The sequence below is a fragment of the Pseudonocardia abyssalis genome, from assembly GCF_019263705.2.
GTDB classification, from domain to species: domain Bacteria; phylum Actinomycetota; class Actinomycetes; order Mycobacteriales; family Pseudonocardiaceae; genus Pseudonocardia; species Pseudonocardia abyssalis.
The window spans coordinates 1,664,210-1,689,191 of the sequence record NZ_JADQDK010000001.1 but is presented as its reverse complement, the minus strand read 5'-3'; the positions used below and the strand labels follow the sequence as shown (position 1 = coordinate 1,689,191).

At 74.1% G+C, this 24,982-nt stretch carries 24 protein-coding genes; 15 read left to right on the top strand and 9 right to left on the bottom strand.

Annotated elements, in window-relative coordinates; translation table 11 throughout:
- The first annotated feature begins 314 nt into the window (after positions 1–314).
- From I4I81_RS08075 to I4I81_RS08060, 4 genes are all read left to right on the top strand, one after another.
- Entirely contained in the window at positions 315–1,040 is a 726-nt protein-coding gene (locus tag I4I81_RS08075; protein ID WP_218602535.1) for an enoyl-CoA hydratase, read from the top strand.
- A gap of 75 nt (positions 1,041–1,115) precedes the next feature.
- Complete coding sequence (locus tag I4I81_RS08070; protein ID WP_218615930.1) at positions 1,116–1,835, top strand: L,D-transpeptidase; 720 nt, start codon at positions 1,116–1,118, stop codon at positions 1,833–1,835.
- A gap of 32 nt (positions 1,836–1,867) precedes the next feature.
- Positions 1,868–2,209: a BlaI/MecI/CopY family transcriptional regulator gene (locus I4I81_RS08065; protein ID WP_185717862.1), complete on the top strand. Its 342-nt coding sequence runs from the start codon at positions 1,868–1,870 to the stop codon at positions 2,207–2,209.
- Positions 2,210–2,235: 26 nt separating this feature from the next.
- A complete protein-coding gene (locus I4I81_RS08060) occupies positions 2,236–3,126 on the top strand; it encodes a M56 family metallopeptidase (RefSeq protein WP_218604469.1) in 891 nt (296 codons plus the stop codon).
- Between the two features lie 6 nt (positions 3,127–3,132).
- On the opposite strand, the gene I4I81_RS08055 is transcribed toward I4I81_RS08060, so the two are convergent.
- Positions 3,133–4,143, bottom strand: a complete 1,011-nt coding sequence (locus I4I81_RS08055) for a fatty acid desaturase family protein (RefSeq protein WP_218604463.1) — start codon at positions 4,141–4,143, stop codon at positions 3,133–3,135.
- A gap of 163 nt (positions 4,144–4,306) precedes the next feature.
- Positions 4,307–5,629 carry an MFS transporter gene (locus I4I81_RS08050; protein ID WP_218604464.1) on the bottom strand — a complete coding sequence of 441 codons (1,323 nt, stop codon included), beginning with the start codon at positions 5,627–5,629 and terminating at the stop codon, positions 4,307–4,309.
- 190 nt (positions 5,630–5,819) lie between these two features.
- On the opposite strand from I4I81_RS08050, the gene I4I81_RS08045 reads away from it, so the two are divergent.
- The gene (locus tag I4I81_RS08045; RefSeq protein ID WP_218604465.1) at positions 5,820–7,220 is read left to right on the top strand and encodes an ATP-binding protein; all 1,401 of its coding nucleotides are present in this window, start codon (positions 5,820–5,822) and stop codon (positions 7,218–7,220) included.
- Here the strand turns inward: I4I81_RS08045 and I4I81_RS08040 are convergent.
- Genes I4I81_RS08040 through I4I81_RS08030 form a run of 3 tightly spaced genes read right to left on the bottom strand, consistent with a single transcriptional unit; the run spans position 7,211 to position 11,077 of the window.
- The gene (locus tag I4I81_RS08040) at positions 7,211–7,891 is read right to left on the bottom strand and encodes a pentapeptide repeat-containing protein (RefSeq protein WP_218604466.1); all 681 of its coding nucleotides are present in this window, start codon (positions 7,889–7,891) and stop codon (positions 7,211–7,213) included. The two genes, I4I81_RS08045 and I4I81_RS08040, sit on opposite strands and share 10 nt — an antisense overlap.
- Positions 7,892–7,929: 38 nt before the next feature.
- On the bottom strand, positions 7,930–9,822 hold the full coding sequence (locus tag I4I81_RS08035) for an ABC transporter ATP-binding protein (protein ID WP_218604467.1): 1,893 nt from the start codon (positions 9,820–9,822) through the stop codon (positions 7,930–7,932).
- 1 nt (position 9,823) lies between these two features.
- Entirely contained in the window at positions 9,824–11,077 is a 1,254-nt protein-coding gene (locus I4I81_RS08030; RefSeq protein ID WP_218615929.1) for an NUDIX hydrolase, read from the bottom strand.
- Between the two features lie 77 nt (positions 11,078–11,154).
- Here I4I81_RS08030 and I4I81_RS08025 point away from each other — a divergent pair, with 77 nt between their 5' ends.
- Both I4I81_RS08025 and I4I81_RS08020 read left to right on the top strand, forming a co-directional pair.
- Positions 11,155–12,039 carry an alpha/beta fold hydrolase gene (locus I4I81_RS08025; RefSeq protein ID WP_218605260.1) on the top strand — a complete coding sequence of 295 codons (885 nt, stop codon included), beginning with the start codon at positions 11,155–11,157 and terminating at the stop codon, positions 12,037–12,039.
- 9 nt (positions 12,040–12,048) lie between these two features.
- Entirely contained in the window at positions 12,049–13,995 is a 1,947-nt protein-coding gene (locus I4I81_RS08020) for a vWA domain-containing protein (protein ID WP_218605261.1), read from the top strand.
- Here I4I81_RS08020 and I4I81_RS08015 read toward each other — a convergent pair.
- Positions 13,974–14,882 (bottom strand): alpha/beta hydrolase, encoded by a 909-nt coding sequence (locus tag I4I81_RS08015; RefSeq protein ID WP_218605262.1) that lies wholly within the window; start codon positions 14,880–14,882, stop codon positions 13,974–13,976. The two genes, I4I81_RS08020 and I4I81_RS08015, sit on opposite strands and share 22 nt — an antisense overlap.
- 83 nt (positions 14,883–14,965) lie before the next feature.
- On the opposite strand from I4I81_RS08015, the gene I4I81_RS08010 reads away from it, so the two are divergent.
- Genes I4I81_RS08010 through mshC form a run of 3 tightly spaced genes read left to right on the top strand, consistent with a single transcriptional unit; the run spans position 14,966 to position 17,306 of the window.
- The gene (locus tag I4I81_RS08010; RefSeq protein ID WP_218605263.1) at positions 14,966–15,388 is read left to right on the top strand and encodes an SRPBCC domain-containing protein; all 423 of its coding nucleotides are present in this window, start codon (positions 14,966–14,968) and stop codon (positions 15,386–15,388) included.
- The gene (locus I4I81_RS08005) at positions 15,385–16,047 is read left to right on the top strand and encodes a GNAT family N-acetyltransferase (protein WP_218605264.1); all 663 of its coding nucleotides are present in this window, start codon (positions 15,385–15,387) and stop codon (positions 16,045–16,047) included. Before I4I81_RS08010 ends, I4I81_RS08005 begins: the two co-directional genes overlap by 4 nt.
- A 20-nt stretch (positions 16,048–16,067) precedes the next feature.
- Positions 16,068–17,306 carry a cysteine--1-D-myo-inosityl 2-amino-2-deoxy-alpha-D-glucopyranoside ligase gene (mshC, locus tag I4I81_RS08000; RefSeq protein ID WP_218605265.1) on the top strand — a complete coding sequence of 413 codons (1,239 nt, stop codon included), beginning with the start codon at positions 16,068–16,070 and terminating at the stop codon, positions 17,304–17,306.
- Here mshC and I4I81_RS07995 read toward each other — a convergent pair.
- Complete coding sequence (locus tag I4I81_RS07995) at positions 17,303–17,452, bottom strand: hypothetical protein (RefSeq protein WP_218615928.1); 150 nt, start codon at positions 17,450–17,452, stop codon at positions 17,303–17,305. The two genes, mshC and I4I81_RS07995, sit on opposite strands and share 4 nt — an antisense overlap.
- 34 nt (positions 17,453–17,486) lie before the next feature.
- Here I4I81_RS07995 and I4I81_RS07990 point away from each other — a divergent pair, with 34 nt between their 5' ends.
- Complete coding sequence (locus I4I81_RS07990; RefSeq protein WP_218615927.1) at positions 17,487–17,846, top strand: DUF2237 family protein; 360 nt, start codon at positions 17,487–17,489, stop codon at positions 17,844–17,846.
- The gene (locus tag I4I81_RS31135) at positions 17,843–17,968 is read left to right on the top strand and encodes a hypothetical protein (RefSeq protein ID WP_267460854.1); all 126 of its coding nucleotides are present in this window, start codon (positions 17,843–17,845) and stop codon (positions 17,966–17,968) included. Before I4I81_RS07990 ends, I4I81_RS31135 begins: the two co-directional genes overlap by 4 nt.
- Positions 17,969–18,193: 225 nt before the next feature.
- Here I4I81_RS31135 and I4I81_RS07985 read toward each other — a convergent pair whose 3' ends face one another.
- Positions 18,194–19,342: an MFS transporter gene (locus I4I81_RS07985; protein ID WP_218616538.1), complete on the bottom strand. Its 1,149-nt coding sequence runs from the start codon at positions 19,340–19,342 to the stop codon at positions 18,194–18,196.
- Positions 19,339–20,214 carry a PAC2 family protein gene (locus I4I81_RS07980; protein ID WP_218604706.1) on the bottom strand — a complete coding sequence of 292 codons (876 nt, stop codon included), beginning with the start codon at positions 20,212–20,214 and terminating at the stop codon, positions 19,339–19,341. The genes I4I81_RS07985 and I4I81_RS07980 overlap by 4 nt, the downstream gene beginning before the upstream one ends.
- A gap of 114 nt (positions 20,215–20,328) precedes the next feature.
- Between I4I81_RS07980 and metH the strand changes: the two genes are divergently transcribed.
- The 3 genes from metH (at position 20,329) to I4I81_RS07965 (ending at position 24,971) form a co-directional block, all read left to right on the top strand.
- Complete coding sequence (gene metH, locus I4I81_RS07975; RefSeq protein WP_218604708.1) at positions 20,329–23,865, top strand: methionine synthase; 3,537 nt, start codon at positions 20,329–20,331, stop codon at positions 23,863–23,865.
- A 10-nt stretch (positions 23,866–23,875) separates the two neighbouring features.
- Positions 23,876–24,541 carry an HAD family hydrolase gene (locus I4I81_RS07970; protein WP_372453652.1) on the top strand — a complete coding sequence of 222 codons (666 nt, stop codon included), beginning with the start codon at positions 23,876–23,878 and terminating at the stop codon, positions 24,539–24,541.
- Positions 24,542–24,707: 166 nt separating this feature from the next.
- The gene (locus I4I81_RS07965) at positions 24,708–24,971 is read left to right on the top strand and encodes a phosphoribosyl-ATP diphosphatase (RefSeq protein ID WP_218604704.1); all 264 of its coding nucleotides are present in this window, start codon (positions 24,708–24,710) and stop codon (positions 24,969–24,971) included.
- The last annotated feature ends 11 nt before the right edge of the window (positions 24,972–24,982 follow it).

The following is a 24,982-nucleotide window of genomic DNA, read 5'->3' as shown; positions in this document are numbered from 1 at the left end:
CTGCTCGTCGCGGGCTGTGCCGCCCCCGTCGCGCCGGCGCCCCCGCCGCCCTACGACCCGGTCGCCGCTGCGTCGACGCACTCCTCCACCGGCACCCCAGGGCCTCGGCGAGTGCCCCGACCAGGGGTTCGGCGACCACCGGGAGCGGGGGCCGTCCACGCAGCAGTACACCGCGCTGCGCACGCTCGCCGCGGAGGCGGCGCCGCTCGGACCGGACCGGCCCGCCGGCTTCCTCCCGCCCCGCGCCCGCACACTGTGCGCCGCTGCTCTCGGGCCCGAACCGACCGCGGGTGGCTACCCGTAACCTCCCGTCCGTGATCAACGTGTCGACCACGGACGCCGTGGGCCTGCTGGAGCTGGACCGTCCCGACCGTCGCAACGCCCTCGACGTCGCCCAGTGCCACCGGATCGTCGAGGCCGTCGGCGGGCTGCTCGACGGCGGAGCGCGCGCGATCGTCGTCACCGGCTCGGGCAGCAGCTTCTGTTCGGGCGCCGACTTCGGCGAGGTCTACACCGACGGCTTCCGCGACGCCCTGCACGCGGCGCTGAAGGCCGTCATCGAGGCTCCGGTGCCGGTCGTCGCCGCCGTCAACGGACCCGCGATCGGTGCGGGCACCCAGCTCGCGATCGCCTGCGACCTGCGGATCGCCACCCCGGACGCCGTGTTCGGGGTGCCGACGGCGCGGATCGGGCTCGCTGTCGACCCGTGGACGGTGCGCCGCCTCGCCCGGCTCGGCGGCGGGGGCACCGCGCGGGCGATCCTGCTCGCCTGCGACCGGATCGGGGCCGACCTCGCCCACGCGCGCGGTCTCGTCGACCGGCTGGGGGACCGGGCGGCCGCGCTCGCCTGGGCCGCGGAGCTCGCGACACTCGCCCCGCTCACCCTGCGCTACAACAAGCTGGCGCTGGATCGGGCCGATCTCGCCGACGACGACCCGGCCCTGCTCTCGGCGTTCGAGGCCTGCTGGACCAGCGCCGACCGGCGCGAGGGGCAGCAGGCCCGGCTGGAGAAGCGGAACCCGATCTTCCACGGAAGGTGAGGGCTGTGACACTGGGCGTCACCTCGGCACGGTCAAGTCGTTGACATGTGCAGTAAGTCCGGAAGGGGCCAGTACGTGCGAGCACATCCTCAGGGTGCGCGTGGTGCCGCGATCGGGGCCGCGCTCGCGGCGATCGTGAGCACGGTGCTCGTCGGGGTGGGATTCGGGGTCGGCGCCGCCGAGGAGGCCCCGGTCTCCGTGCCCGCCGCGCAGGCCGCTCCCGTCGTCCCCGCCCCGGCCCGCCCGGCGCCGGAGCGGGCCCCGCTCGAGGAACCCGCCGCGGCCCCCGCGACCGAGGCCGCGCCGGAGTCCGCGCCGGAGTCCGCTCGGCGGTCCGCGCCGGAGCCCGCGGCGTCGACCGGGGCCGGGACGTCCGCCCCGGCGGCCACCCGGGAGGCACCCGTGTCGGTGCCGGTCCGCTCCGCCGCGTCCGCGCAGTTCGTCCCCGGTACCCCCTGCACGGTGACGGCGCGCGCCTGCGTCGACCTCGCCGGGCGCACGTCGTGGCTGATCGAGAACGGCGCGGTCCGCCGCGGCCCGGTCCCGGTGATGATCGGCGACGAGATCGACCCCACCCCGCAGGGCACGTTCCAGGTGGAGTGGAAGGCCGAGCAGTGGACGAGCCGGGAGTACCTCACGCAGATGCCGTACGCGGTGTTCTTCGCCGAGGGCGGCATCGCCTTCCACGAGGGCCCGCAGGACACCAACTCCGCGGGCTGCGTGAAGCTCACCCACGAGAACGCGATGGCATGGTTCGAGTACCTGCAGGTCGGCGACGAGGTGCAGATCCGTTAGGCGAGGCCTTCTACCGGGGGTAGAATGGCGGTGTGCCAAGCTTGGGTGAGCTCGAACGCGCTGTGATGGAGACGCTCTGGGCGGCCGCCGCGCCGCTCACCGCGCGGGACGTCCAGGACGCGCTCGCCGCCCGGGACCTGGCCACCACCACCGTTCTCACCGTGCTCGGGCGCCTGGAGCGCAAGGGCCTCGTCACCCGCGAGCGCGAGGGCCGGGCGCACCGCTACCGGGCCGTCGCGAGCCGCGAGGACCACGTCGCCGAGCTCATGCGCGACGCCCTCGACGCGGCCCCCGACCGCGGCGCCGTGCTGGCCCGGTTCCTCGGCTCCATCCCCGAGGACGAGCGCGCCGCCCTGCGCGACCTGCTCGACTGAGCGCCCCTGCGACAATCCCCGGTGTGATGGAGCTGACCGCGCTCGGGCTGCTGCTCCTGGGCGTCCTGCTGGCCGAACCGGCCAGCAGGTCACTCGCGCGGGCGCACTGGCCGGCCCGCGACCCCGTCGGCGCACTGCTGGTCTGGCAGGCGGTCGGCCTGGCCGGTGGCCTGTCGCTGCTCGGTGCGGGCGTCGTCTACGGGCTGGCGCCGCTGGGCCCCACCCTGCCCTCCGCGCTCCGGGCGATCGACGCCTCGGCGCCGTCGCGGCTCGGCGTCACCCACGTCGCCGCCCTCGTCCTCGCCGCACTGCTCGCCCTGCGCCTGGTCGGGGTGCTCGTGGCGATCACCGTCCGCACCCAGCGGGCCCGGCGCCGCCACCGCGACCTGCTCGACGTACTCGGCACCCCGTGGCCCGCGGCCCCCGGCGCCCGCGTACTCGACCATCCGATCCCCGTCGCGTACTGCCTGCCCGGGCTGCGCTCGCGGCTCGTGCTCTCCGTCGGCGTCCTCGACACGCTCGAGCCGGCCGGGGTCCGTGCGGTCCTCGCCCATGAGCGTGCCCACCTGCGCGAACGCCACGACCTCGTCGTGCTGCCGTTCGTCGCGTGGGGCGCGACCGCCCCGTTCGTGCAGGGGATGGTGTGCGCGCAGGTGGCGGTGGCGGCACTGATCGAGATGCGGGCCGACGACGTCGCGGCGTCGGGGTCGCGCTCCGTGGAGCTGGTCGGGGCACTGCGCACGATGGGTGGGGCGGCCCCGGCCGCGGCGCTGAGCTCGTTCACCACCGCGCTCGACCGCAGGCTCGCCCGCATCACCGAACCGCCCCCACCCCTGCCGCTGGCCCTGTGGGGCCTGGTGCGGATCGCCGCGCTGGCGCTCGTCGCGGTGCCGACGGCGCTGCTGCTGCTCAGTTGAGGCGTCTCAGCGCAGCGGCGCCGCGGCCGTCCGCAGGGACCCGAGCATCTCCGCCCAGGACCCGATCAGCGTCGTCTCGTGGTACGGCACGCCGATCTCGGCGCAGAACTCCCGGACCACGGCGCGGGCCCGACGCTGGCGCGGCGTCGGCATCGACGGGAACAGGTGGTGCTCGATCTGGTGGTTGAGCCCGCCCATCGCGACGTGCAGCAGGCCGTCGGTGAGCGGGCCACCGCGGACGTTGCGCGAGGTCAGGACCTGCTTGCGGAGGAAGTCCATCCGCTCGGTCGGCATCGTCATGCCCTTGTGGTTGGGGGCGAAGATCGAGCCGAGGTACACGCCGAACAGGCACTGGTGGACGAAGAAGAAGGCCACCGCGAGCCCCGGCGGCAGCAGCACGAACAGCGCCGCGAGGTAGCCGCCGATGTGGACGGCGATCAGCGCGAGCTCGGTGCGGCGGAACGGCATGCGGCCGCGGAGCAGACCGGCGATCCCGGCACGGCGCAGGTCGAGCCCGGCCAGCGTCAGCACCGGGAAGAACAGCGCGTCCTGGTGGCGGACGAGGAACCGGGTGGCCCCGCGCGTCTCCCGGGCCTGGTCCGCGGTGAACGCGATCGACCCGGGCGCGACGTCGGGGTCGCGGCCGATGTGGTTGGGGTCGGCGTGGTGGCGGGTGTGCTTCTGCATCCACCAGCCGTAGGCCATGCCGATGCCGAGGTTGCCGACGACGCGCCCGGCCCACTCCGACGCCGTGCGCGACCGGAAGACCTGCCGGTGGGCGATGTCGTGGGCGAACAGCGCCACCTGCCCGTAGACGACCGCGGCCACCCCGGCGACGAGGAGCTGCCACCACGAGTCGCCGAGCAGCACGAACGCCGTGACGGTCGCGGCGGCCACGGACCCGAGGAGCAGCGCGCGGCCGACGTAGTGGGCGGGGGCGGGGTCGAGCAGGCCTGCGGCGCTGATCCGCCTGGACAGGCGGGCGAAGTCGCTTCCGGCGCGGTTCGGGATCGTCATGGTCCGAGCTTCGGCGCCGGCGTCGGTCACCGGTATCCGGTCGGCCCCGCTCGGTGACGGGGGCGAACCCCACCTGTTGTCTGACACATGCTCCCCGTCCCTGGTATCGGCTTCCGCGCCGCGGCACGACGGGGTCTCGATCGCTCGAACGGCGATGTCCAGGTTAACCCGCCGTGGCCGGTTCCACCCGATCCGGACCTCCGATGAGCAGCGCGACGATCCCGAGCACGGGCAGCGCGATCAGCAGGCAGAACGCCGCCGGTACGCCGATGACGCTGCTCAGGCCCCCGACCAGCGCCGCACCGACGCTGGCGCCCGTCAGGAACACCAGCGTGGCGATCCCGAGCGCGACACCGCGCTGCGCACCGGGCACGGCGGCGCCGACCGAGGAGATCATCGCCGGCTGCCCGACGCCGAACGCGATCGTCACGAGCACGACCGCCAGCGCGAGCAGCCACGGCGACTCCAGCGCGCCTCCCAGCGCCGCGATCAGCAGCGCGACCACGGCGGTCGGGCAGGCCAGCGCGATCGTGCGCCGGCCGCCGAGTCGGGCGAGCAACCGGCGCGCGATCGGCGGCGAGACGAACCCGACGAGGGCCGCGGGCACCAGCAGCAGGCCCGTGGCCAGGGGGGTCCAGCCCCAGGACGCGGCGGCGAGCGGCACCCCGAGCAGCAGGGCGAACCAGCTGGCGGGCACCGCTGCCGCGGCGAACGCGCTGCGCAGCACCGTCACGTTGGTGACGATCGAGCGGGGCAGGAACCCGTCCGGTCGACGGCGGATCCACCAGGCGACGGCGGGCGCCCCGGCCGCGAGCAGCACCGCACCGATCGAGCCGGCCACGATCCCGGCCGACGGCGACTGGATGAGCAGCACCAACCCGGACGCGGCCACCGCGACGAGCAGCGCCCCGACCTTGTCGACGGGCTCGCCGCTGCCACCCGCGGGGGCGCCGCGCCACAGGGCCGGGATCGCCAGCAGCCCGACCACCGGCAGCGCGACGGACCACCGCCAGCCGCCCAACGACTCCAGCGCCCCGCCCAGGAGCGGGCCGAGTGCACTGAGCGTCCCGGCGACCCCGGCCACCCGGCCCAGCGCGGCCCCCCGCTGCTCGCCGCTCCACCGTGCACTGATCAGCGCCGTCCCGAGCACCGCGACCGACGCCGCGCCCGCGCCCTGCAGGACGCGGGCCACCATGAGGACCCCGAAGTTCGGGGCGAGCGCCGCCCCCACGGCTCCGGCGCTCATCATCGCGACCCCGACCGTCAGCGGGAGCCGGATCCCGGCCATGTCGGCGAGGCGCCCGTGCAGCGGCGTCGCGACGGCGAGGGCGACGGTGTAGCCGCTCACGATCCAGGCCGCGGTGGCTGCGGTGACACCGAGTTCCGCCGAGAGCTGCGGCAGGGCGACCGTCACGGCGGAGGTCGAGGTGCCGGCGAGCCCGAACAGCAGACCGAGCAGGACGGCGGTGCGCCCGGGCGAATGCATGTCCGATGCCAACGATCTCCGGGGGAGTGGCATTCCCGGCCGCGAGTCGGCGGGCCTGTCCCGCACGTGAGACCCGCGCGACGGGGCTTCGATCATGACGGAACCCCGATCATGTCGATCCCACGCCTCGGACGGCCCGGCCCGGTCCGGTCCGCGGGCCGACCGGGGCCCGCGGGCGTAGCGTGGAACCGTGCCCCATGATCTTCCCAGCTCCGATCTCCCGCAGACCCTGGGCGCGTTGCGCGCCTCCGGACACGAGCTGCGTGGCGTCAAGGACGAGATCCGCGCCAACCTGGTCGACGCCCTGCGCTCCGGCCGCGACCCGTGGCCCGGCATCGTCGGGTTCGAGTCCACCGTCCTCCCGCAGCTGGAACGGGCCCTGATCGCGGGCCACGACGTCGTGCTGCTCGGCGAGCGCGGCCAGGGCAAGACCCGGCTGCTGCGCGCGATCACGAACCTGCTCGACGAGTGGACGCCGGTCATCGAGGGCTCCGAGCTCGGCGAGCACCCCTACGACCCGATCACCCCGGCGTCGCAGCGCCGGGTCGCGGAGCTCGGCGACGACCTGCCCGTCGTCTGGAAGCACCGCAGTGACCGCTACACCGAGAAGCTCGCGACCCCGGACACCGCGGTCGCCGACCTGATCGGAGACATCGATCCCGTCAAGGTGTCGGAGGGCCGGTCGCTGGGTGACCCGGAGACGATCCACTACGGGCTGGTGCCCCGGGCGCACCGCGGGATCGTCACGATCAACGAGCTGCCCGACCTCGCCGAGCGCATCCAGGTCTCGCTGCTCAACGTGATGGAGGAGCGCGACATCCAGGTCCGCGGCTACACGCTGCGCCTGCCCCTGGACGTGCTGCTGGTGGCGAGCGCGAACCCCGAGGACTACACGAACCGCGGGCGGATCATCACCCCGCTCAAGGACCGCTTCGGCGCGGAGGTGCGCACGCACTACCCCCTCGAGCTCACCGACGAGATCACGCTGGTGGAGCAGGAGGCGAACCTCGTCGCCGACGTGCCGCGGCACCTGCTGGAGATCGTCGCGCGGTTCACCCGGGCCCTGCGCGAGTCGAGTGCGGTCGACCAGGGGTCCGGCGTCTCGGCGCGGTTCTCCGTGGCCGCCGCCGAGACCGTCGCGGCCGCCGCGCTGCGCCGCGCCGCGATCACCGGCGAGCCGCACGCCGTCGCCCGGCCCGTCGACCTCGAGTCGGTGCCCACCGTGCTGCGCGGCAAGCTGGAGTTCGCCTCCGGCGAGGAGGGCCGGGAGATCGAGCACATGGAGCACCTGCTCCGCCGGGCCACCGCCGACACCGCCCGAGCGCGGCTGCGCGGGATCGACCTCGATCCGCTCGCCGAGGCCGTCGCCGGCAGGCCGGTGCGCACGGGGGAACGGGTGCCCGCGGCCGAGGTCGTCGCCGCGCTGCCGAAGGTCGAGGCCCTCACCGAGATCGCGAAGCGGCTCGACGCCGGCGGAACCGAGGAGCCCGGTCCGATGGCGAGTGCCGCGGAGCTGGCCCTGGAACTGCTGTTCCTCACCCGCCGCCTGGCCAAGGACACCGCCGACGACGACTCGGTCAGCTACGGCTGATCCGGCTCGGTCACCTCGATGCCGAGGACCCCGAGCAGCGCCGCCCCGACCGGGACGAGCTGCTCGGGGCTGATCCGCGTGCCGGCCAGCGACATCGCCCCGCGCACGTCGTCGAGGCGGGAGCCGTGCAGCCGGGTGCCGGCGAGGCGGGCCTCGTGGAACGACGCCTCGCCGAGGTCGCAGCCCAGGAACGCGCAGTCGACGGCGGACATCGAGTAGAGGTCGGCACCGTGCAGGGACGTGTTCTCCACCAGTACGGCCGTGGCCTTCGCCATCCGGAAGCCGGTGAGGTCGGCGCTGCAGTCGGTGATCCGCACGTCGTCGAGCCGGGCCCCGGCGAACGACGCGCCGGTGAGACGGCAGTCGGTGAACTCGACGCGGCGCAGCACGGCGTCGTCGAGGACCGCGCCGGAGAGGTCGCAGTTCACGAACCGGGTGTCGCGGACCCGGAACCCGGTGAGCTCGCGCCCGCTCAGGTCGGCTCCGGTCCAGCGGCACTCGCGCAGGTCCAGGTCGGCGACGTGCGGCGGCACCTCGACGTCGGCACCCGCGTCGATCCCGTCCCACACCATCTCGTGCTCGACGACCGACGGCGGCGGGTCCCAGCGCGACGGGGTGTCCGGCGGGTCGGGCCGCAGCTTGGTCCTCCGCCCGCGCTGGGTCCGTGCCATGGCGCCGACCCTAGCGACCGGCCCCGGCACCCGTGCGCTCAGCTCGCCGCCACCAGCCGCGGGCCGGGGGAGGGGCGCGGCGGCGCCGCGTGGGTGTCGGTGTGGTCGTCGAGCAGCCGGTTCATGTCGCGGAAGACCCCGGGCCGTGCGGCCAGCTCGGCGTGCGTCCCGGAGTCGACGACCCGCCCGCGGTCGATCACGTAGATCCGGTCGGCCCTCTGCAGCGTGGAGAGCCGGTGCGCCACGACGATCACGGTGCGCCCGGCCGTCAGCCGTTCCAGGCCCTTCATCACCAGCGACTCGCTGACGGCGTCGAGCCCGGAGGTCGGCTCGTCGAGGACGACGACCGGACAGTTCCGGACGAGTGCGCGGGCGATCGCGATGCGCTGGCGCTGACCGCCGGACAGGGAGCTCCCGCGCTCGTGCACCTCGGTGTCCCAGCCGTCGGGGAGCCGGTCGACGAACTCGTCGACGTACGCGGCCTCCGCGGCCTCGATCAGCTGCTCGCGGGTGGCGTGCGGGGCGCCGAACGCGATGTTGTCCAGGATCGTGCCGGACATCAGCGCGGCGTCCTGCGGCACGAGGGAGACCTGGTCGCGGATCGAGCCCAGGGTCAGGTCGCGGACGTCGTGGCCGTCGAGCTCGACCGAGCCGGACTGCACGTCGTAGAGGCGCGGGATCAGCCCGGACACCGTCGACTTCCCGGCACCGGTCGGCCCGGCGAGCGCGATCATCTGCCCGGGCAGGGCCGTGATGTCGATCCCGTCGAGGACCGGGCGGGCCGGGTCGTAGCCGAAGGTGACGCCGCGCAGGGCGACGTGGCCGCGCATCCGGCGCAGCGGGCGGGCCCCGGGCCGGTCGCGCACGGCCGCCTCCACGGCGAGCACCTCCAGCACGCGGTCGGAGCTCGCCTGCCCCTTGCTGATCGTGGTCTGCAGCTTCGCGAGCTGCTTGACGGGCTGGTAGAGCTTCTCGTTGTAGGCCAGGAACACCAGCAGCAGGCCGAGCTCCATCGACCCGTCCAGCACCCGGAACGTGCCGACGAGCAGCACCACGGCCCGGCCGGTGTGCACGATGACGTCGACGGCGGCGGGCAGCCGGGCCGCGAAGTCGACGCGCTGCAGGCCCGCGGCGAGGCGGGCGTCGGAGAAGGAGCGGAAGCGGCTCTCCGAGCGGCCCTCACCGGCGTTCGTCGTCACCAACCGGATCGCCGAGAGCACCTCGGAGGCGTGCGAGGCGACGCGGCCCTCCTCCTTGCGGGCGGTCGCGGCCCAGCTCTTGATGATCTTCCGGTAGCGCACGAGCACCAGGTGGAGCGGCGGCACGACGAGCAGTGAGAGCAGGGCGAAGAACGGGTCGATCGTCACGGAGATGACCAGGATCCCGACCAGCAGCGTCGCGTTGGGGAGCAGCACCGACAGCACCGCGACCAGCAGGCTCTGGATCGTGTTGACGTCGTTGGTCAGCCGGTTGCCGAGGTCGCCGACGCGCTGGGTCTGGTGGTAGCCCAGGGACAGCCGCTGCAGGTGGGCGAACATGGCCGTGCGCAGGTCGGCCAGCATCCTCTCCCCGACGCCCGAGAGCGTGCGCTCGGCGAGATAGGTGGTGAGCGCGCCCAGCGTCGCGACCACGCAGATCGCTGCGATGCACGCCGCGAGCAGGGCCGGCCCGGACAGCGTCGGCCCGGACGGCGTCGGCCCGGACGGCGTCGGCCCGGACGGCGTCGGCCCGGACGGCGTCGGCCCGGACGGCGTCGGCCCGGACGGCATCCCGAACGGGCGGCCCGCCAGCACGTGGTCGACGACGATCTTGAGCGGCCAGGGCAGGGCCAGTGCGAGGCCGGCGGCCGCGAGGATGAGCAGGCCGCCGGTCGTCAGTTCGCGGCGGTAGGGCATGAGCGTGTCGCGGAAGCGCCAGAGGACCGAGAACATCTCAGGCCGCCGTCTGCGCGCCGTGCTCGCGGGCGTAGGCGTCGACGACGGCACGGTCGCGCTTGCGGGTCAGCAGCCCGCGCGCGGCGGCCGGCGGCACCCAGCGCACCTCGTCGATCTCGGCCGGGTCCGGCGGCGCGGCCGGTCCGACGGGCGTCATGTGCCAGAACCGGACGTGCTTGGCCCGGTTGTTGCGGTCGCGGTAGCGCACGGAGTGGATCTCCGCCTCCATCCGGCAGCGCAGCCCGGTCTCCTCGCGGACCTCGCGCAGCGCGCATTCCTGCACGGTCTCCCCGGGGGCGGTGGCGCCCTTGGGGATCGACCAGTCGTCGTGCCGGACGCGGTGCACGACCAGCACCTCCGGTCCGTCCGTGCCCGGGCGCACGACCAGGCCGCCGCCCGCGACCTTCGCCGGGCCGTCGTCGTCGGCGGGGAGCAGGTGCCCGAGATCGGCGACCTCGGCGAGCGCCTTCTCCACCTGCCGGGTCACCCGCACCCGGCGGGTGACGATCCGCGACAGCTCCCGGCGGGTCGCGCAGGCGGGCAGGCGGTCCTTGAGCCGGTGGGCCGCGCCGACCCGCAGCGCGGCGGCCGCAGCGGAGCGCAGGGCGTCGGCGGCGGGCCAGAGGCCCATCACCGGGAACTCGAGGCGGGCCGCGACCTCGACGACGACGATCAGCTCGGCCGCCCGGCGGTGCAGCGACTCCAGGTCGTGGCGCGGCGTCTCCTTCACGAGCTTGCGCCAGCGCCGGTGCAGCATCGGGGGGAGGAGCACCGCGGCGGGCAGGCCCGGGTCGCCGACGGGGGCGGCGGCGCGCAGCGGGGCGGGCTCGCGGCCGGAGGCGAGGAAGGCGAGCGCGGCCCCGGTCTCCGGGTCGAGCGCGGTCGGGACGGTCCCCAGGAGGGCGGCGCGCTCATGGGCCGTCGCACCGACGATGGCGTCCGCGGGCGCGGAGCCGGCGCACTCCGCGAGCAGCCGGGCCTGCCCGTCGAGGGCCGCGATCCGCGCGAGGGTGGTCGTCACCTCGTCGAGGCCGTCACGCAGTGCCACCGTCCAGGCCTTGTCCAGGATCGGGCGCAGCGAGCGCAGGTCGGTGCGCAGTGCGCCGAGCGCGTCGAGGGCGGCGGCGACCTCTGCAGGGCCGTCCTCGCCGTTCAGCACCCGCAACCACCCGACGACCGTGGCCGCGTCACCGGCGAGCCGGGTGCGGGCGACCGAACCGATGCTGGGGGTCAGGGGCAGCGCTCTCGTCATGGGAACGAGAGTCGGGCCGGTGGATGGCGCCACCATGAACGGTCCGTGAGCGGCTTCTCATCCGGCATGATCGCTGGGTGACCGCACCTCTCGTCCCCGCGGGGGCCCGTGTCGGGTTCGTCGAGCACTCCGGTGGGCGGGTCCGGGTCCTACGCGGCGGCACGGCAGGCGGCGTCCCGGTCGTGCTCGTGCACGGGGGTGGGCCGGACAACGCGGGCATCTCCTGGTTCGAGGTGTTCGGCGAGCTGGCCCGCTCGCGACCGGTGCTCGCCCTCGACCTCCCGGGGTTCGGATACACCGAGGGCGTCCCGGTCGACGGGTCGCCCGTCGCGATGGCCGATCTCGCCGTGGCGGTCGCCGGGTCGACCCCGGCCGTCTGGGTCGGGGTGTCGATGGGCGGTGACGTCGTGCTCAACGTCGCCCTGCGCCACCGCGTCGCCGGGCTCGTCCTCGTCGCACCGGGTGGGCTGGCCCGCTACGCCGGGAACCGCGTGCTGCACCCGCTGGCCTGGCTGGCCGGGCGTCTCCCCGATGCGGTGCTGCGCCCGGTGCTCGGCCTGGCCAACCGGTTCACCGCCGTCGCGGTCCGGGTGATGGTGCACGACCCGGCCACCGTGCCGCCGCGCGTGCGCGCGGAGATGGTGCGGGAGTCTCGGCGCGTCCGGCTGGGCTACCTGCGCTACAACCAGGCCACGGTCGGGCCGTGGCGGATGCGCAACGACCTGAGCGGGCGGGTCGGACAGATCCGGGCACCCGCGCTGTTCCTCCACGGACGCGAGGACGGCCTCGTCGACCCCGGCGACTCCGTGCGGGCCGCCGCGGCGATGCCGGACGCGCGCGTCGTGCTGCTGGAGGGGTGCGGGCACTGGGTGCAGATCGAGGCCCGCGAGGCCTTCCTGGCCGAGATCGGGTCGTTCCTGGACCGGATCGACGACGAGCACGACCGGGGTGCGGAGACGTAGCGTGGAGGGGTGACACGACGCCGCCCCGGTTACCAGTACGGCCCCTACGTCGACGGTCCCGACCCGCTGGCGCCGCCGTTCGACCTGCGCGCGGCGATGGACGAGATCGGCCGCGACGTGATGGAGGGGTCCTCGCCCCGCACGGCCCTGCAGGAACTGCTGCGCCGCGGCATGGAGAACCGCCGGGGTCTCGACGAGCTCACCCGCGAGATCTACCAGCGCCGCAGCAAGCTGCAGCGGGAGAACCGGCTCGACGGCACGCTGCAGGAGGTCCGCGAGCTGCTGCGGCGTGCGCTGGACGCCGAACTCGACTCCCTGGGCCGCCAGGACACCGACGACGCCCGCTTCCGCGAGATGCAGCTCGACGCCCTGCCCAACGACACGGGCGGTGCCGTCCGCGAGCTCAACGAGTACGACTGGCAGAACTCCGACGCCCGTGAGGCGTACGAGGAGATCCGCGACCTGCTCGGCCGGGAGCTGCTCGACCAGCGCTTCGCCGGGATGAAGCAGGCGATGGAGAACGCGACACCGCAGGACGTCGAGGCCATCCGGGAGATGCTCGACGACCTGAACGGCCTGCTCGCGAACCACGCCGCCGGGCAGGACACCACCGAGCAGTTCCAGCAGTTCATGGCGAAGCACGGCGAGCACTTCCCGGAGAACCCACAGTCCACCGAGGAGCTGATCGACACCCTCGCGCAGCGTGCGGCGGCCGCCCAGCGGATGCTCAACTCGATGTCGGCCGAGCAGCGCGCCGAGCTGATGGAGCTCTCCCAGCAGGCGTTCGGCGACCCGAGGCTCGCGCAGGCGTTGGCCCAGCTCGACGCCCAGCTCCAGGGACTGCGCCCCGGCGAGGACTGGGACGGGCAGGGCCGGTTCCGCGGCGAGAACCCGATGGGCATGGGAGAGGCCACCCGGGCGATGGAGGAGCTGGGCCAGCTCGACGCGCTCGCCGAGCAGCTCTCGCAGAGCTACCCGGGCGCCCGGCTGGAGGACATCGACCTGGAGTCGGTCGGCAAGCACCTGGGCGACCAGGCCCGGGTCGACGCCCGCGCGCTGGCCGACCTGGAGCGTGAGCTGCAGAAGCAGGGTCTGTTCACCCGCGCCGCCGACGGCTCGCTGCAGCTGTCCCCGAAGGCGCTGCGGCGGCTCGGGGAGTCGGCGCTGCGGGAGGTCGTCGACCGGATCGGGGCCCGGCGCGGGGAGCGCGAGACCAACCGCTCCGGGGCGGCGGGCGAGGCCACCGGCGCCACCCGGCCGTGGGCGTTCGGCGACACCGAGGCGTGGAACGTGCCGAAGACGCTGCTCAACGCGCAGCTGCGCCGGGCGGGTGGCGACCCCCGCTCGCTGGACGTCACCGACGTGGAGATCGTCGAGACCGAGCAGAAGACCCGTGCGTGCGTGGCGCTGTGCGTCGACACGTCGTGGTCGATGGTGCAGGACGGGCGCTGGGTGCCGATGAAACGCACCGCGCTCGCGCTGCACCAGCTGATCTCCACCCGCTTCCGCGGCGACGACCTGAAGCTGATCACGTTCGGCCGGCACGCCCGCTCGGTGGAGCTGGGGGAGCTGGTCGGCCTCGACGGCGCCTACGAGCAGGGCACCAACCTGCACCACGCGATGCTGCTCGCCGGGCAGCACCTGCGCCGCAACCCCGACGCCCAGCCGGTCGTCCTCGTCGTCACCGACGGGGAGCCGACGGCGCACCTGGAACCCGACGGGCACGCCGCGTTCGACTACCCGACCAGCCCCGCCACGCTGCGCGCCACGGTGGCGGAGGTCGACCGCCTCGCCGGCCTGCGCGCCGTGTTCACGTTCTTCGTCCTCGGCGAGGACCCCCGTCTCGCGGCGTTCCTCGACGGCCTGGCCAGGCGGTGCGGCGGGCGGGTCGTGGCCCCCACCCTCGACGGGCTCGGCGCGGAGGTGGTTGCGGACTACCTCCGCACCCGCCGCTGACCCAGGGCGTCGACCAGCCACGATCCGACCCCACGGAGCGCGGTCCTGGCGAGCTCCGTGGGGTGGCCGGTGAAGCCGTGGGGCGCGCCGGGGTAGATCCGGAGCTCGCCGCCGTTCCCGGCGGTGTGGAGCCGGGCCGCCATCGCCAGGTTGTCCTCCAGCAGCACGTCCTCGCTCCCGACGACCAGCAACGCCGGAGGGAGGCCGCGCAGGTCGCCGAAGACGGGGGAGACGTCCGGGACGGTGCGGTCCGGCACGTGGCCGGCGTAGGCGCGGAGGAAGTACTCGTCGCCGATCCGACGCCCGGCCGGGGTCCGCCCGCTCAGGTCGTAGGTGCCGAACTGGAGCGCGGCACCGACGAACCGGTCGACGGCGCCCGCGTCCCGCAGCCGGAGCAGGGTGGCCACGGCCAGCGTCGCACCGGCGGACCGCCCGCCGATCGCGAGCCGGGAGCACCCGAAGCGGGCCTCGGAGTGCTCGACGAGCCAGCGCGCCACCGTCTCGCAGTCGTCGGGGGCGGCGGGCCACGGGTGCTCGGGCGCGAGCCGGTGGTCGACACCCACCACGGCGATCCGGAAGGTGTCGGCGAGGGCCCGGCTGCACACGTCGTCCTGCGCCGCGGACCCCAGGTAGAAGCCTCCGCCGTGCACGTCCAGCAGTACGCCGCACGGCGGGCCGTCGGCAGGGACGGTGATCCGCACCGGGACCCGGCCGTCGACCAGCTCCTCGACCGCGGGTGGGTCGGCGGGTGCGGGAGCCGGCCTCCGCGCCCGCACCTCCGCCAGCTCCGCGGGTGAGCCCGGACCGCGGCCGGGGGTCCGGGCGGCGTAGAAGCGCCGTGCCTCGTCGACCTGCTCGGCGGGCAGGGCCTCCGGCACGAACCGCACGCACCCGACCGTACGGGGCCCGATGGTCCTGTCGCGACCGGCCCCGGAGGTCTACGGTCGGCCGCCGTACCCGAGGAGGAGCCGTGCCGAGTTCGTACCGCGTGCACCGGGTCGTCGACGCCGACCCGCAGACCGTGTGGGACCTGCTGACCGACGCCCCCGCGTACCCCTCCTGGAACCCGGCGGTGGTGTCGCTGGGCGGCCGGATCGCGGTGGGGGAGAAGATCGCGATGGTGTCGGCCGTCGCCCCGGGGCGGACGTTCACCCTCACCGTCGACCGGATGGACGAGCCGCGGGAGATGGTCTGGTCGGGCGGGATGCCGCTGGGCCTGTACCGCGGCGTCCGGACGTTCACCCTCGTCCCGCTCGACGGGGGCCGCACCGACTTCACGATGGCCGAGGTGTTCGGCGGGCCGCTGGCGCCGCTGATGAACCGGGTGGTCCCCGACATGACCGTCTCCTTCGAGCGGTTCGGGGACGCGGTGGTCGCCGCCGCGCGCGCGTGATCACCTGGCGGCCGGTCGCCGCCGACGACTTCCTGCTGCTGGGGCGCTGGCTCGCCGAACCCGCCGTCGCGCGCTGGTGGAACCACGAGACCTCCCCGGAGGCGGTCGAGCGGGACTTCGGGCCGACCCTGCGCGGCGAGGAGCCGAGCGAGGACCTCATCGCGTCGGTCGACGGGCGGCCGTTCGGCCTGGCCCAGCGGTGCCGCGTCGACGCCTACCCCGACGAGCACGCGGGGTTCGCCGCCCTCACCGACGTCCCCGACGGCGCGATGACGATCGACTACCTGGTCGGCGAGCCCGGCCGCGGCCTCGGCACGCCGATGATCCGCTCGCTGCTCGCCGACACCTGGAGGGTGTTCCCGGACGCCCCGTGCGTGATCGTGGCGGTCGCCGCGGGCAATGTCGCGTCGTGGCGGGCGCTGGAGAAGGCCGGGCTCGTCCGCATCGCCGAAGGGCACCTGGAGCCCGGTAACCCCGTCGACGACGGACGGCACGTCGTGTACCGCATCGACCGGCCGCAGGGGTGCGAGCGCTGCCCGGCCGTGCGGGAGGGGGCCGACCCGACGTGGTCGCGCGGGACGGACGGGTGGCTGTGCCCGGCCTGCACACGGCGGCACGTCCGCGACATCGAGTCGAAGCTCGCATCCGAGTGGTGGTGAGCCCGCGTAAGTTGTGACCCATGCACACCTGGGCCTCCGTCGACGTCCCGCTCGTGCCCGGCGAGGGCCCGCCCCTGCGCCTGTACGACACCTCCACCGGCCGCATCCGGCCCACCGCCCCCGGGCGCGAAGCACTCATGTACGTCTGCGGCATCACCCCCTACGACGCCACCCACCTCGGCCACGCCGCCACCTACCTGGCGTTCGACCTGGTCAACCGGCTGTGGCGCGACCTCGGGCACGACGTGCACTACGTGCAGAACGTCACCGACATCGACGACCCGCTCCTGGAGCGCGCCGCCCGCGACCAGGACGACTGGGTCGTGCTCGGCATGCGCGAGACCGCCCTGTTCCGCGAGGACATGGAGGCGCTGCGCGTCATCCCGCCGCGGCACTACATCGGGGCCGTCGAGGCGATGGGCGAGATCTCCGAGCTCGTCGGGAAGCTCCTGGCATCCGGTGCGGCCTACCGCGTCGACGACGCCGAGTACCCCGACGTGTACTTCGACGCCGCCGTCACCGGGCACTTCGGCTACGAGTCGAACTACGACGAGGAGACGATGCTGCGCTTCTCCGCGGAGCGCGGCGGTGACCCCGACCGGCCCGGCAAGCGCAGCCCGCTCGATCCCCTGCTGTGGCGGATGGCCCGCGACGGTGAGCCGCACTGGGAGTCCGATCTCGGCGCCGGGCGTCCCGGCTGGCACGTCGAGTGCGCCGCGATCGCCCTCAACCGCCTGGGCCCGCAGATCGACCTCAACGGCGGCGGCTCCGACCTGATCTTCCCGCACCACGAGTGCGGGGCCGCCCATGCCGAGGCGTTCACCGGCGTGCACCCGTTCGCCCGGCACTACACGCACACCGGGATGATCGGCCTCGACGGCGAGAAGATGTCCAAGTCCCGCGGCAACCTGGTCTTCGTCTCGAAGCTGCGCTCGGAGGGCGTCGACCCGAACGCGATCCGGATCGCCCTGTTCGCCGGGCACTACCGCACCGACCGCGCCTGGACCGCCGCCCTGCTCGACGAGGGCAACGCCCGGCTGGCCCGCTGGCGCGAGGCCGTCGCGCTGACCGCCGCCCCGGCGGCCGACGACCTGGTCACGAGCCTGCGCACCCATCTCGCCGACGACCTCGACACCCCCCGGGCCATCGCCGCCGTCGACGCGTGGGCCGCGCTGGCGCTGGAACGCCGGGGCACCGACGAGGCCGCCCCGGCGCTGGTCCGCGACGCCCTCGACGCGCTGCTCGGGGTGCGGCTCTAGTCCGGGGTCTCCGGGGTGTCGGAGTCCTCGTCGTCCTGGCTGGTCTCGGCCGGGGAGGCCGGGACCGGCACCTCGAGGTCGAGCTCGGGGGCGTGGGGGTTGAGGGGGCCGTCGGGGTCGGGCTGCTGGTTCTCGTGCGCGGACATGCCCCCGGCTACCCGTTCTGGTTGCATGTCGCACATGGCCCACAACGTGCTCGGCGGCGACCTCGCGGTCTGCGGCACCGACCCGATGACCGGCTTCTACCGCACCGGCTGCTGCGACACCGGCGGTGAGGACCAGGGCGTGCACACGGTGTGCGCCCAGGTCACCGCGGAGTTCCTGGAGTTCAGCGCCGCAGCGGGCAACGACCTGTCCACGCCGAAGCCGGAGTACGGCTTCGCGGGGCTGAACCCGGGTGACCGCTGGTGCCTGTGCGCGTCGCGGTGGGCGGAGGCGCTGGAGGCGGGCGCCGCGCCGCCGGTCGTGCTCGAGGCCACCCACGCCCGCACGCTGGAGTGGATCGACCTCGCCGACCTGAGGAAGCACGCCGTCCCGTGATCTCCCTCGACCTCGCGCACCGTCTGCGGGCCGCGGGCCTGCCGTGGGCGCCGACGTCGGGCGACCGGTTCGTCATCGCCGACCGGGGCATGGACGAGCAGGTGTGGGTGCCAGCGAGCTGACGATCGAGGTGCACGACGGCCCGGGCGGGCGCACCCTGCGGTTCACCGGCACCACCGGACGGGCCCGGACGGCGATGGACGCCGAGGCGGCGGTCCGGCTCCCGCACGAGGGCCGGCTCCGCACCGCGCTGGGGCCGGCGTTCCGCGCGCTGGAGCCGGTGGGCGACGGCGGGGCCGTGGTCACCGCCGACGGCACCCGCCACGTCGACGTCGACGTCGACGCGCCTACTCCCGCGCGCTGCTGGTCGCGCTCGGAGCCTGACGGGGCAGCGCCACCGGCACCGCGACCGCCAGCACGAGTGCGGGGACCAGGAACGCCGCGACGGGGTCGGCGGCGTAGACCGGGGTCAGGGCGAGCGGGGTGAGCGCGCCGCCGCCGAACCGCACGGCCTGCACCACCGACATCGACCCGCCCGGGTTGCCCTCCGACGAGCCCAGCACCAGCGCGTTGACGCCGACGAGCACGAGCTGGGTCGCGGCCCCGCCGACCGCCCACGCCGCCGCGACGGCCCACACCACGGGCGCGAGCCCCATCGCGACGACGACCAGCGCCCCGAGCCCGGCCCCGAGAAGCACGGCGCGCCGAGGCCCGATGCGGTCGACCCCGCCGCCGACGAGCCGTGCCGTGAGCAGCCCGACCACCCCGAGCCCGGTCAGCACGAGCCCGCGCGCGGAGGAACCCAGCGCGAACTCCTCCTCCAACCGCAGCGCGACCAGGAAGTTCAGCCCGGCCAGGCACCCCCAGCCGACGGCCGCCACGAGCCCCGCCCGCAGCACCGACAGCCGCCACGCCGAGCGCAGGGAGGGCCGCGGCGAGGCCCGCCCGGCCGACGGCGCACCGGACGGGATCCCGGCCACCGCGAGCAGCGCGGCCACCACGGCGACGCCGCCGAACGCCCAGCGCCAGTCGACCTCGGCCGCGAGCCCCCCGAGCAGCGGCGCCGAGGTCTGGCCGAGTGCCTGCAGCGACCCGAACCAGCCCAGCGCCCGGCCGAGCCGGTCCGGGGCCGTCGCGGAGGCGATCGCGGCGAGGAGCAGGGGGGTGGTGAACCCGTTCGCGACGCCCTGCAACGCCCGCCCGACCAGGAACACCGGCCACGCCCAGGCCAGGACGCACAGCAGCGACGCCAGCACGTACGCCGCGTAGGCGAGCACGACGGTGCGCCGACGCCCCCACCGCTCACCGAGCGTGCCGGACACGAGCATGACCGCTGCGAACGGCAGCAGGTACGCGGTGACCGAGACGGAGGCGGTGCCCGCGGAGACGCCGAACGCGGAACCCAGCTCCGGCAGCATCGCCACGGTGACGCCCCCGCCGAACGGGCCCAGGAACGCGCCGGCGTAGAGCCCGGCCCGGGCGGCGCGCCCCGTCAGCTGCCTGCGCCCCCGCTGCCGCGCCGGCGCAGGTAGCGCTCGAAGTCGGCGGCGATCGCGTCGCCGTCGGCCTCGGGGAGCACATCGGTGTCCTCCGCCTCGGCCTGCTCCTCGAGCTGGCGCACGTACTCGCGGACCTCGTCGTCGGCCTCGGCCATCTCCGAGACGGTGCGCTCCCACTCCTCGGCCTGCTCCGGCAGCCCGCCGAGGGGCACCTCGACGTCGAGGACCTCCTCGATGCGGTGCAGCAGCGCCACGGCGGCCTTCGGCACGCGGGCCTGGGAGACGTAGTGCGGGACGGCGGCCCAGAACGACATCGCCGGGATGCCGGCCTCGACGCACGCGTTCTGGAAGACCCCGACGATCCCGGTGGCGCCCTGGTAGGTGGACTGCTCCACCTGCATCCGCTTCGCGGAGTCGACGTCGTAGGAGATGCCGCTCACGGTGGTGGGCCGCGTGTGCGGGATGTCGGTCAGCAGCGCACCCAACGTGATGACCTTGGTCACGCCCAGCCGCTCGATGTGCCCGAGCAGTTCGGAGCAGAACGACCGCCAGCGCAGGTTCGGCTCGATGCCGTTGACGAGCACGACGTGCCGCTCGGTGCCGGGGAGCGTGGCCACCGACAGGCGGGTCGTCATCCACTCGATCTTGCGGGTGACGCCGTCGGTGTAGCGGACGTGCGGGCGCGTGACCTGGAAGTCGTAGTACTCCTCCGGGTCGATCGAGGTCAGCGGGGTGGCGTCCCAGCTGAGCTCCAGATGCTCGAGCGCCGTGCTCGCGGCCTCACCCGCGTCGTTCCACCCCTCGAACGCGGCGATCATCACCGGGTCGACGAGGCGGGGCAGGTCGGATGCCGGGCCGGGATCGGTCATCGCCCCAGCGTACGGCCGAGCGCCCCGGTACACGCCACCCCCACGACCGTTAACGTGGTACTCGTGCCACCCGAGTCCCCCGCAGTGAAGCAGACGCCGTTCGACACCACCCTGATGGACGTGCTCGACCAGCGCGTCGTCGTCGCCGACGGCGCGATGGGCACCATGTTGCAGGCCGCCGACCTGACCCTCGACGACTTCGCCGGGCTCGAGGGCTGCAACGAGATCCTCAACGACACCCGGCCCGACGTCGTGCGGCACATCCACCGCGCGTACTTCGAGGCCGGCGCGGACGCCGTCGAGACCAACACGTTCGGGGCGAACCTGCCGAACCTGGCCGACTACGACATCTCCGACCGCATCCACGAGCTCGCGCTGAAGGGCACGCAGCTCGCGCGCGAGGTCGCCGACGAGATGTCCACCCCCGACCACGCGCGCTTCGTCCTGGGCTCCGTGGGCCCCGGCACCAAGCTGCCGACGCTGGGCCACGCCACCTTCGCCAGCCTGCGCGACGCCTACACCGAGTGCGGCCGCGGCATGCTCGAAGGCGGGGCCGACGCGATCGTCGTCGAGACCTGCCAGGACCTGCTGCAGGTCAAGGCGGCGGTGCTGGGGATGAAGCGGGCGATGGTGGCCGAGGGCCGCCGTATCCCGATCATCACGCAGGTCGCGATGGAGACCACCGGCACGATGCTGCTGGGCTCGGAGATCGGCGCCGCGCTCACCGCGCTGGAGCCGCTGGGCATCGACCTGATCGGGCTCAACTGCTCCACCGGCCCCGCCGAGATGAGCGAGCACCTGCGCACGCTGTCGAAGCACTCGCGCATCCCGCTCTCGGTCATGCCCAACGCCGGCCTGCCGGTGCTCGGCCCGAACGGCGCGGAGTACCCGCTCGACCCCGACGGGCTCGCCGAGGCGCTCGCCACGTTCGTCCGTGACTACGGGCTGCAGCTCGTCGGCGGCTGCTGCGGTACCACCCCGGCCCACGTCACCGCGTTCGCCGAGGCCGTCCGCACCCTCACCCCGACGCCGCGACAGCCGCGCCCGGAGCCGGGCCTGAGCTCGCTCTACGCGTCGGTGCCCTTCCGCCAGGACACCTCCGTCCTCATGATCGGCGAGCGCACCAACGCCAACGGGTCCAAGAAGTTCCGCGACGCGATGCTCGAGGAGGACTGGGAGACCTGCGTCGGGATCGCGCGCGACCAGACCCGCGAGGGCGCGCACATGATCGACCTGTGCATCGACTACGTCGGCCGCGACGGCGTCGCCGACATGAACGAGCTGGCCGGGCGCCTGGCCACCGCGTCGACGCTGCCGGTGATGCTCGACTCCACCGAGCCCGAGGTCATCCGGGCCGGACTGGAGCGCCTCGGCGGCCGGTCGATCATCAACTCGGTCAACTACGAGGACGGCGATGGGCCCGACTCCCGCTTCCAGCGCGCGATGGAGCTGGTGCGCGAGCACGGCGCCGCGGTCGTGGCGCTGTGCATCGACGAGGAGGGCCAGGCCCGTACCGCGGAGTGGAAGGTCCGGGTGGCCGACCGGCTGATCCGCGACCTCACCACCAACCACGGCATGCACGTGCAGGACATCGTCGTCGACACCCTCACCTTCCCGATCACCACCGGGCAGGAGGAGGTCCGCCGCGACGCGCTGGAGACGATCGAGGCGATCCGCGAGCTCAAGCGGCGCTGGCCCGACGTGCAGACCACGCTCGGCGTCTCCAACGTCTCCTTCGGCCTCAACGCCGCCGCCCGCCAGGTCCTGAACTCGGTGTTCCTGCACGAGTGCGTCAACGCCGGGCTCGACACCGCGATCGTCTCGGCGGCCAAGATCCTGCCGATGGCCAAGATCGACGACGAGCAGCGCTCCGTCGCCCTCGACCTCGTCTACGACCGCCGCCGCGAGGGCTACGACCCGCTCAACCGGTTCATGGAGCTGTTCGAGGGCGTCTCCGCGTCCTCGGCCCGCGCCACGCGGGCGGAGGAGCTGGCCGGGCTGCCGCTGTTCGAGCGCCTGGAGCGCCGGATCGTCGACGGCGAGCGCGAGGGCCTCGACGCCGACCTCGCGCAGGCGCTGGAGTCCCGGCCCGCGCTGGAGATCATCAACGACACGCTGCTGTCGGGCATGAAGACCGTCGGCGAGCTGTTCGGCTCCGGCCAGATGCAGCTGCCGTTCGTCCTGGCCAGCGCCGAGGTGATGAAGACCGCGGTGGCCTACCTCGAGCCGTTCATGGAGAAGGCCGAGGACGACACCGGCAAGGGCACGATCGTGCTCGCCACCGTCAAGGGCGACGTGCACGACATCGGCAAGAACCTCGTCGACATCATCCTCACCAACAACGGCTACACGGTGGTCAACCTGGGCATCAAGCAGCCCATCTCCACCATCCTGTCCGCCGCGGAGGAGCACCGGGCCGACGCCGTCGGGATGTCCGGACTGCTGGTCAAGTCCACGGTGATCATGAAGGAGAACCTGCAGGAGATGAACTCCCGCGGGGCCGCGGCGAAGCTGCCGGTGCTGCTCGGCGGCGCCGCACTCACCCGCTCCTACGTGGAGAACGACCTGCAGGAGGTCTACGAGGGCCGCGTGTCCTACGCCCGCGACGCCTTCGAGGGACTGCGCCTGATGGACGCCACGATGGCGCGCCGCCGCGGCGAGGTCCCCGAGACCACGCCGGAGGAGGAGGCCGCGAAGGCCGAACGCAAGGCGCGCCACGAGAAGTCGCAGCGCGTCGCGGCCAAGCGCAAGGCCGCCGAGGCCGCCGTCGCCGGGCCGATGCCGGACCGTTCCGACGTCACCGTCGACAACCCGATCCCGACGCCGCCGTTCTGGGGCACCCGGGTCGTCAAGGGCATCTCGCTCGCCGAGTACTCCGGCATGGTCGACGAGCGCGCGCTGTTCCTGGGCCAGTGGGGGCTGCGCGGGTCCAAGAAGGGCGACGGGCCCAGCTACGAGGAGCTCGTGGAGACCGAGGGTCGCCCGCGGATGCGGTACTGGCTCGACCGCCTGTCGACCGAGGGCGTCCTCGCGGGGGCCTCGCTGGTCTACGGCTACTTCCCGGCGGTCTCCGAGGGCGACGAGCTGGTCGTGCTCACCGAGCCCCGCCCGGACGCCCCCGAGAAGTACCGGCTCGCCTTCCCGCGCCAGCGCCGCGACCGGCACCTGTGCCTCGCCGACTTCTGGCGGCCGCGGTCGGTGGCGATCGAGCGCGGCGAGGTCGACGTCCTGCCGCTGCACCTGGTCACGATGGGCCAGCCGATCGCCGACTACGCCAACGAGCTGTTCGCGAAGGACGCCTACCGCGACTACCTCGAGGTCCACGGCCTGGGCGTGCAGCTCACCGAGGCACTCGCCGAGCTGTGGCACCGGCGGATCCGCGAGGAGCTGACGTTCCCCTCCGGCGAGGCGGTGGCGGCGGAGGACCCCGAGAACGTGGAGGAGTTCTTCAAGCTCGGCTTCCGCGGCGCCCGCTACTCGCTCGGCTACGGCGCGTGCCCCAACCTGGAGGACCGCACCAAGCTCGTCGACCTGCTGCAGCCCGGCCGGATCGGCGTCGAGCTGTCGGAGGAGCTGCAGCTGCACCCCGAGCAGTCCACCGACGCGATGGTGGCCCACCACCCGGAGGCGAAGTACTTCAATGCCGGATAGCCCGAGTGCGGTGCTCTGGGACATGGACGGCACGCTCGTCGACTCCGAGAAGGTCTGGACGGTCTCGCTCGCCGACACCGCCCGGCGTCTCGGCGGCGAGCTCAGCGCCGCGGCCCGTGAGGCGATCATCGGCTCCAACCTGCCGCGGACGCTGGTCATCATGTTCGACGACCTCGGCCTGCCGCACGAGGCCGACCGGATGGCCGAGGCGGAGCGGCTGATCCTGCGCCGCACCGGCGAGCTGTTCCGCGGGGGCCTGGAGTGGCGGCCGGGTGCGCAGGCGGCACTGCGGATGGTGCGGGAGTCGGGCTGGCCCACCGCGCTGGTCACCAACACCGGCCGTGAGCTCACCGAGCTGGCCCTGGACGGCATCGGCCGCGAGCACTTCACGGTGTCGGTCTGCGGCGACGAGGTGCCCCGCGGCAAGCCCGATCCCGACCCGTACCTGCGGGCCGCGGAGCTGCTCGGCGTCGACCCGCGCGACTGCCTGGCCGTGGAGGACTCGCCGACCGGCGCGCTGGCGGCCGGGCGGGCCGGCGCTGCGGTGCTGGTGGTGCCGTGCGAGGTGCCGGTCCCCGCCGGGCCGGGCCGGGTGCAGCGCGACTCACTGGTCGGTCTGACCGCCGCCGAACTGCGTAGTGGTTACACCCGGGCACGGGAGGCGGACGCGGCGTGAGACCGTTGGACCGCGCGAGGTGGCCTCTCGTCGGAGTTCGTTGCGCGTTCCACGGTCCCCACCGCCCGTCCGGCGCAGGTGAGTGGCCGGAGGCAGCAGCCACCCGACGGCGACGAGGCACGCCGTACACGACATATGACACTGGTTCCGTGAGAGGTGAATCCCGGTGAAGACCTTCGATGAGCTCTACGTCGAGCTGACGGAGAAGGCCGCCACGAAGCCCGCGGGGTCGGGCACGGTGGAGGCACTCGCGGCGGGCGTCCATGCGCAGGGCAAGAAGGTCCTCGAGGAGGCGGGCGAGGTGTGGCTCGCCGCCGAGCACGAGGCCGACGACGCCCTGGCCGAGGAGATCTCGCAGCTGCTCTACCGCGTGCAGGTTCTGATGATCGGCCGCAACATCACGCTCGAAGACGTCTACAAGTTCCTGTAAGGCCGATTTCC

Excerpts from the sequence above, each read along its gene's own strand:
- I4I81_RS08060 (WP_218604469.1), top strand. The coding sequence starts at position 2,236 with ATGGAGCTGACCGCGCTCGGGCTGCTGCTCCTGGGCGTCCTGCTGGCC.
- I4I81_RS08055 (WP_218604463.1), bottom strand. The coding sequence starts at position 4,143 with ATGACGATCCCGAACCGCGCCGGAAGCGACTTCGCCCGCCTGTCCAGG.
- I4I81_RS08050 (WP_218604464.1), bottom strand. The coding sequence starts at position 5,629 with ATGCATTCGCCCGGGCGCACCGCCGTCCTGCTCGGTCTGCTGTTCGGG.
- I4I81_RS08040 (WP_218604466.1), bottom strand. The coding sequence starts at position 7,891 with ATGGCACGGACCCAGCGCGGGCGGAGGACCAAGCTGCGGCCCGACCCG.
- I4I81_RS08035 (WP_218604467.1), bottom strand. The coding sequence starts at position 9,822 with ATGTTCTCGGTCCTCTGGCGCTTCCGCGACACGCTCATGCCCTACCGC.
- I4I81_RS08030 (WP_218615929.1), bottom strand. The coding sequence starts at position 11,077 with ATGACGAGAGCGCTGCCCCTGACCCCCAGCATCGGTTCGGTCGCCCGC.
- mshC (WP_218605265.1), top strand. The coding sequence starts at position 16,068 with ATGCACACCTGGGCCTCCGTCGACGTCCCGCTCGTGCCCGGCGAGGGC.
- I4I81_RS07995 (WP_218615928.1), bottom strand. The coding sequence starts at position 17,452 with ATGTCCGCGCACGAGAACCAGCAGCCCGACCCCGACGGCCCCCTCAAC.
- I4I81_RS07990 (WP_218615927.1), top strand. The coding sequence starts at position 17,487 with ATGGCCCACAACGTGCTCGGCGGCGACCTCGCGGTCTGCGGCACCGAC.
- I4I81_RS07980 (WP_218604706.1), bottom strand. The coding sequence starts at position 20,214 with ATGACCGATCCCGGCCCGGCATCCGACCTGCCCCGCCTCGTCGACCCG.
- metH (WP_218604708.1), top strand. The coding sequence starts at position 20,329 with ATGGACGTGCTCGACCAGCGCGTCGTCGTCGCCGACGGCGCGATGGGC.